We start from the raw sequence: 6,939 nt of genomic DNA, 5'->3' as shown, positions 1-6,939 counted from the left end.
TGGTGCAAATAAAAAACGAAGGGGTAGTTGTCCTATTCTAACAGCACTTATATGTATTGCGCTTTTTACATTAGTCGCAGAGGCGTCTTAAATCCATGAATTTTAAAATAACAAAACAAAGTGCTTTATTTTGTGTCTTGCTGCTCTTTTTCTTATTTTATCTGTCTTCTGTATCGCGAAATCTGCATGGCAACCCAGCTAAAAGTGGATCACGGGGACGGGTTCTCCCGATCCATTTTATTTTCACTTGGATTGCTGGGATGACTGCCTATGAGAGATACTACAGAATATGCCGGAGGCCAAAAGTGGATGGATAACTGGCTTCCGACATTTATTTTTACAGGTAGCAATAAAGCAAGCTCTGCCGCCCCCTTACAGTAAATTGATGCAAGAAAAATGCTCATTCGGGAAAAATAAGGGGAAAATGTAAGGGGGGAGTCGATGATGGAACAGGGAAAGATGATCGAACAGATTGTAAGTTTTGTAGGGGAGAACAGGGAATCCCAGGCCAGTGTTGCTATTTGCCGCAGGATTTTGGGACATTACCCAGAAGAAATGGACGGCCGCACCCTGGCAAAGCTCCGGCAGGGTTTGGAAGGTGCAGGACAGGATGAGATAGAGTCCTGTTATTATATCGTTATGTAATAGGTAAAAAAGACCATTGACTTGAACCGGGTTGTTGTGGTATAAAAATTAATAATTGAATAAATAGATTAGTTGAGTTGAGAAAAGAAGAGTTGAGCTGAGCAAAGCAATGACCTTTGATTGAGATAACCAGGCTTTGCAGGCCTGGTTTTATTTATTGCTAAATTTGGAGAGGAGGTGCGCGACCTGATAAGTCAGGTCGCCTCAGATGGCCAGATCCTTACCGAAATATCCCCTCATCGATTATGAGAGACTTCACGAGCATCAGTTTGCTGCACTGCAGCAGTTAATCAAGCGTGTTTATGGACAGAGCGGTTTTTACCGTGATAAGCTCAAGACGGCCGGTTTGAAACCGGAGGATATCCAAACCCTCGCAGATTTTGCCCACATTCCCTTTACAGTAAAGCAGGAACTGCGGGAACACCCCATCGAATATATGCAGGCAGCGGAAGAAGAGGAGATCGTCCGCATCCATGCCTCCTCCGGGACCACCGGAAAGCCGACCATTATCCCTTATACCAAAAATGATGTGGATGCTTTTACAGATATGATGGCCCGGTGTTTGAGTTTCGCCGGGGTTAACAGGAGTGACCGCGTACAGATCACACCTGGCTATGGGCTCTGGACCGCGGGGATCGGTTTTCAGAGCGGAACGGAAAGGATCGGAGCCATGGCTATCCCCATGGGTCCCGGAAACACCGAAAAGCAGTTGGAGATGATGTTGGACCTGAAGGCAAGCGTCATCATAGGAACTGCTTCTTACGGCCTCTTCCTGGCAGAGGAAATAGCCAGGCGCAATTTGAGGGATAAGGTTTCCCTGCGTGCGGGTGTTTTTGGGTCCGAGCGCTGGGGGGAAAAGATGAGGCAGCGCATCTCTTCTATTTTGAATATTGATACCTTCGATATATATGGTTTGACCGAGATCTACGGTCCGGGTATCGGCATCGACTGTCATCACCACTGCGGTATCCACTACTGGAGTGATTATGTTTACTTTGAAATCATCGACCCTGATACAGGGGAGGTGCTGCCTGTGGGAGAGAAAGGTGAACTGGTGATCACAACTCTGACCAAGGAAGGACTGCCCCTTTTACGCTACCGTACCCGGGATATCACACGGCTCCTTCCGGAGGCCTGTTCCTGTGGCAGCCCTTATCCGATGATCGATCGCATTCTGGGACGCAGTGATGAGGCCTTTAAGGTCAAGGGTGTGCTGGTTTTCCCAGGGCAGATCGATGCAGCTTTAAAGGGAACCCCAGGTGCCAGCAGCGAATATCAGGTTATTGTCACCAGGCAGGACGGAAAAGACTGCATTCTGCTGAGGGTAGAGGGGGAACCGGAGGCTGATCCCGATGAGACCGCGGCTGCCTGCAGGCAGAATATCAAGCGGGTGATCGGGATTCTGGCTGATGTTGAGGTTGTACCCCAGAGGAGTTTGCCCCGCAGTGAGAGAAAGACAAAGCGTGTCTTTGACCAGAGAAACAGGGGTTGAGGACTGATGCGCCGGGGACGGTTCCCGGTGCATCTCCCGGAACTGACGTGTGCAAGGGGAGACAGCTCTCAAGACCTGCCACAGAGACCGTCCCCGCGGCTGGCCCAGGGTGTAAGGATGATTATGGTAACTGCAGACTGGCGACTTCAGGCATCCGAAACCTTTTTTTAAAGTAGTGTGACAGAAAACCGTTACTATGTTCCCATTAGCGTGACAAGGACCTCCCCATAGTCACGCTTTGCAGGTCAGATCAAAGGATTATTTCCCCTATCTGGAGAAATTATAAGGGGTTTTTCTTTATTATAGGTGTTATTATAGGTGTTGAGGTAGACAGAACATACAAAAAGTATTTGTTGTCAGCTGCTTTTGTCAATCGGCGTTAAAAGAGAAGTGTACCAGCAGTTAAATGTTCTGTATTCCATCAAGGGAGGGGAAGAAAGATTGCAGAAGATTATCTTATCAGGAAATGAGGCTGTGGCCGAAGGGGCTTATATAGCTGGTGTTGGCCTTGGAATCGGCTACCCTGGCACACCCAGCACAGAGATCATTGAGGTTTTAGAGAAGAAGGGTGGCCCAGAATGCGCCTGGTCGATCAATGAGAAGGTTGCCATGGAACAAGCCTATGGGGCCTGTGTGGCTGGGCTGCGCAGTTTAGTGACGATGAAGCATGTGGGGGTAAATGTTGCTGCTGATCCCCTGTTTACATTTGCTTATATGGGTATCAATGGCGGATTGGTGATCGTGACCGCTGATGACCCGGGGATGCACAGTTCCCAGAATGAGCAGGATAACAGGTGGTATGCCCTGCATGCCAAGGTACCGATGCTGGAGCCTTCAAACAGCCAGGAGTGCCTCGATTATGCTGCATTAGCCTTTGATTTGAGCGAACGCTATGATGTGCCCTTTTTCCTGCGTATGGTGACTAGGGTCTGTCACTCGCGGAGCCTTGTGGAAATTGACACGGGAAAAGTTTATAAAAGGCAGGCGCGCGACTATGAGCGCAATGTTTCCAAGTTTGTGACACTCCCTGCCCACGCCAGGGCGCGCAGGGTGATTCTCGAGGAAAACCTGGCTAAGCTGAGCAAAGATACGGAGGCCAGAGCTGTAAATACAATGGAGATTACTGATCAAGATGTGGGCATTATCACATCCGGGGCATCCTACAATTATGTCAAAGAGGCCTTCGGTGACCGGTATTCGGTTTTGAAGCTGGGGCTTGTTTACCCCTTTGACCAGGAGATCATCCGGGATTTTGCTCGCCAGGTCAAGAAGATTTATGTTGTCGAAGAACTGGATCCCTATCTGGAGTTTAATGTCCGTGCCATGGGAATTGAATGCGAAGGGAAGAAGTACATCTCTCCCTTCTTTGAGCTGAACCAACAGGTGGTGGCCACATCACTCGCCAGGGCGGGTCTCGAACCCTTGGAAGAGTTGGATCCAGCAGCGAAGGAGCCCGCTCCTGATGTTCCGGTGCGTCCTCCCATTCTCTGCGCTGGGTGTCCACACCGCGCCTTTTTCTATTTGGCGAGGAGGGAGAAGGCTACTGTTGTAGGGGATATCGGCTGCTATACTCTGGGGGCCGCGCCACCGCTTGATGGAATCGATGTATCCGCTTGTATGGGGGGCGGCTATTCCATCGCCCTGGGCTTGAGCATAAATCCCCCAGAGGGAAAGAAGATCTTTGGGGTTGTGGGCGACTCTACTTTCTATCATTCCGGGATCACCGGAGCGATTGATGCCATTTATAATAAGAGAGATATCATTCCTGTTGTGCTGGATAACAGGATCACAGCCATGACCGGCCACCAGCAAAACCCTGGTACTGGGCAGACGATGAGCGGGGATGCTACTTTTATGCAGGAACCGGAACGCATCTTTATGGCTGTTGGCTATGACCGCGTGCTTGAGGTCAATGCCTTTGACCTCAAGGGGATCAGAGATGCTATCCGTGAGGCAAAGGAAACACAGGACAGGGTAGCCCTTGTCATTAAATCGCCGTGCCGCCTGATCAAGGGTGTCAAGAAGGGACCATTGATGGAGGTAGATACAGAGGTTTGCAGTAAGTGTAAGTCCTGCCTCCGTTTGGGATGCCCGGCCATTTCTTTGGGAGATGAGGAGTACCCGGTGATCGATCCCCTCAGCTGTACCGGGTGTGGTGTCTGTGAGCAGTTATGTAAAAAAGAAGCGATCAGGGTCAAGGATCAGGAGGTGTCCAGGTAATGGCACAGGGAACAAAGCGAATTATGCTTGCGGGAGTAGGGGGACAGGGGATCCTTTTGGCTTCACGTATCCTCTCTGCGGGTTTGATTAAAGCAGGTTATGATGTAAAAAGCTCTGAGGTGCACGGGATGGCCCAGCGAGGTGGGAGTGTGGTCACACAGCTCTCTTATGGGGAAAAAGTCTATTCCCCGATTGTTGGGGCAGGTGCCGTTGATCTCCTGATCACGCTGGAGAAGCTGGAGGCCCTGCGTTATGTGCACTTCCTGAAAAGAAACGGCACCTTGTTGATGAACGAAAGGGAGATTCCTTCTCTACCCATCCTGACCGGTGCCGTAGATTACCCAAAGGATATCAAAGAGCGGCTATCGAAATACCCCATCTCTCTTTATACTATTGACGCGGATCAGGAGGCCGAGAAGTTGGGGAACCTGAGAGTGATGAATGTAGTGCTGTTGGGTGCCATGGTCAAACTGGCAGGCCTTGATGACCTGGTGGACTGGCCCTCTGTTGTGGCGGAATCAGTCAAACCCGCTTATCGCGAGGTAAACTTCAAGGCATTCGCCGCCGGTGCAGCCCTAGTCTAGTTGGAGCAGTGGATCAGTGGATCAGTGGATCAGGGGGTGGTTCTTCTCCTGATCCACTTTAATTATATTCCAGGTTCTTATACTTTCCGGGGTCCTGCTCCTTTGCTAACAGTACGAAACACCTGAATGTGAATAAACTGATGAAGCACAGTCTATCTCATTTATAGTATCTGATATTCAAAAATTCATAAAACCGCCTTTCATCCCGCCCTTAAAAGGATGGGCTTTCCCGGCGGATGATCGTAAATTCTAGCAATCGGGTTAAATGTTTTCTAATAAGGACATGTCTGTAGAAAGGGACTGGTCTAGTGTTTAGCTTAGACACGCTGAAGTCAAGGTACTCCGGACAATCGAGTGTCGGGATCACCTTCCCGGTAACGAGGTCTGGCTTTACATCCGTCGTTTCAGTGATGGAAAGCTTAAGTTCTCTCTTAGCAACGTTTCGGTCGACATACATTCTGTTTATTGTTATTGCTCTTTAGTAACAAAGGGGCCATCCCTTTTGAGACATCCTCTTTATGAACTTCATTTGATTAATTGTTCCAGAAATGCACCAGGAACCGTCCCCAGTGCACCATTCCAGAAATGCACCAGGAACCGTCCCCAGTGCACCATTCCAGAAATGCACCAGGAACCGTCCCCAGTGCATCCCTGATCCATGTGATATAATTGGCAGGCGAGAGGAGGGATCTTTTATGTTTGTTCACTTTGACGAGAGCAAACAGCAAAAACCCATCAAGATCTGGCTTGAGGATGTCGACCAGGTGGACGAGGGGTGTCTGCGACAGGTGATCAACCTCTCCAACCTACCCTTTATCCACAAGTGGGCAGCTTTAATGCCTGATTGCCATGAAGGCTATGGAATGCCTATCGGCGGTGTGATTGCTGCAGATGGGGTGATCATTCCCAATGCCGTAGGGGTGGATATCGGTTGTGGCATCTGTTTTGTACAGACGGATGTTCCGGCAGAAACACTGCAGATAGATACAGGTGGCCAGGGAAAACTGATCCAGGCCATTACCGGCCAGATCCTGCGCAGTGTTCCCACAGGTTTTAAGCACCATAAAAAAAAGAGGCACTGTACTGTCCTTGACCGCGCAGCCAGCCAATTTCCACGGGAGCATCTGGTACCAAAGCTGGTGCCTGAACTGGACTCCGGTTATTACCAAGTGGGGACACTCGGCGGAGGCAACCACTTTATCGAGATCCAGGAGGATGAAGACGGCCTGACCGGCTTGATGGTGCACTCCGGGAGCAGGAACTTCGGCTTTAAGGTATGCAATTACTTCAATAAGCTCGCCAAAGGGCTAAATAAACAGTGGGATTCACCTGTTCCGGCGTCCTATGACCTGGCCTACTTTCCTGTTGATACTGAGGATGGGCAGCAGTATATCTCTTGGATGCAGCTCGCCCAGGATTTTGCCAGAGAGAACCGCAGCCAGATCATGGACCAGGTACAGAATATCTTTCGCAACTACCTAAACAAGCATGCCCGTATACAGGATATCAAGTTTGCTAAGCCGATCAACTGCCACCACAACTACGCCTCCTTTGAGCACCACTATGCAAAGGATGTCTGGGTGCACCGCAAGGGGGCGATCAGTGCCAGAAATGGAGAGATGGGGGTTATCCCCGGTGCCATGGGCAGCTATTCGTATATTGTTGAGGGGCTGGGGAATCCAGAGAGTTTTCATTCCTGTTCTCACGGAGCGGGAAGGGTTTTCTCTCGCAAGAAGGCAAAACAAACCTTTTCTGTTCAACAGGTTATGGATGACCTCAACCGGTTGGGGGTGGCTTTGGGTAAACACAGGAAAGGCGATGTTGCTGAGGAGTGCCGGATGGTATACAAGGACATCGATTTTGTGCTCAACCAGCAGTTGGATCTGGTACGTCCTGTTAAGAAGTTGAAGACGCTCGGGGTTGTCAAGGGGTAGTGCGGCTTTGGAATATATCCATAAAATCAGTATCATTAAGCCAGTTTAAGTGACTGGCGATACT

5 protein-coding genes are annotated in these 6,939 nt (G+C 49.8%); all 5 read left to right on the top strand.

Features of this window, described 5'->3' with window-relative positions:
- Window positions 1–441 precede the first annotated feature (441 nt).
- The 5 genes from SSCH_RS09620 to SSCH_RS09600 all read left to right on the top strand — a co-directional run bounded on the left by SSCH_RS09620 (window position 442) and on the right by SSCH_RS09600 (window position 6,875).
- On the top strand, window positions 442–645 hold the full coding sequence (locus tag SSCH_RS09620; RefSeq protein WP_044665267.1) for a hypothetical protein: 204 nt from the start codon (window positions 442–444) through the stop codon (window positions 643–645).
- Window positions 646–853: 208 nt separating this feature from the next.
- Complete coding sequence (locus SSCH_RS09615; RefSeq protein WP_044665266.1) at window positions 854–2,137, top strand: phenylacetate--CoA ligase family protein; 1,284 nt, start codon at window positions 854–856, stop codon at window positions 2,135–2,137.
- Window positions 2,138–2,503: 366 nt separating this feature from the next.
- On the top strand, window positions 2,504–4,357 hold the full coding sequence (gene iorA / locus SSCH_RS09610; protein ID WP_232294328.1) for an indolepyruvate ferredoxin oxidoreductase subunit alpha: 1,854 nt from the start codon (window positions 2,504–2,506) through the stop codon (window positions 4,355–4,357).
- Window positions 4,357–4,941 carry an indolepyruvate oxidoreductase subunit beta gene (locus SSCH_RS09605; RefSeq protein ID WP_044665265.1) on the top strand — a complete coding sequence of 195 codons (585 nt, stop codon included), beginning with the start codon at window positions 4,357–4,359 and terminating at the stop codon, window positions 4,939–4,941. Before iorA ends, SSCH_RS09605 begins: the two co-directional genes overlap by 1 nt.
- A gap of 695 nt (window positions 4,942–5,636) precedes the next feature.
- On the top strand, window positions 5,637–6,875 hold the full coding sequence (locus SSCH_RS09600; protein ID WP_044665264.1) for an RtcB family protein: 1,239 nt from the start codon (window positions 5,637–5,639) through the stop codon (window positions 6,873–6,875).
- Window positions 6,876–6,939: the final 64 nt, after the last annotated feature.

This window comes from Syntrophaceticus schinkii (assembly GCF_000946815.1).
In the GTDB taxonomy this organism is placed as follows: Bacteria; Bacillota; DSM-12270; order Thermacetogeniales; family Thermacetogeniaceae; genus Syntrophaceticus; species Syntrophaceticus schinkii.
This window is presented reverse-complemented; position numbering and strand designations above follow the sequence as displayed.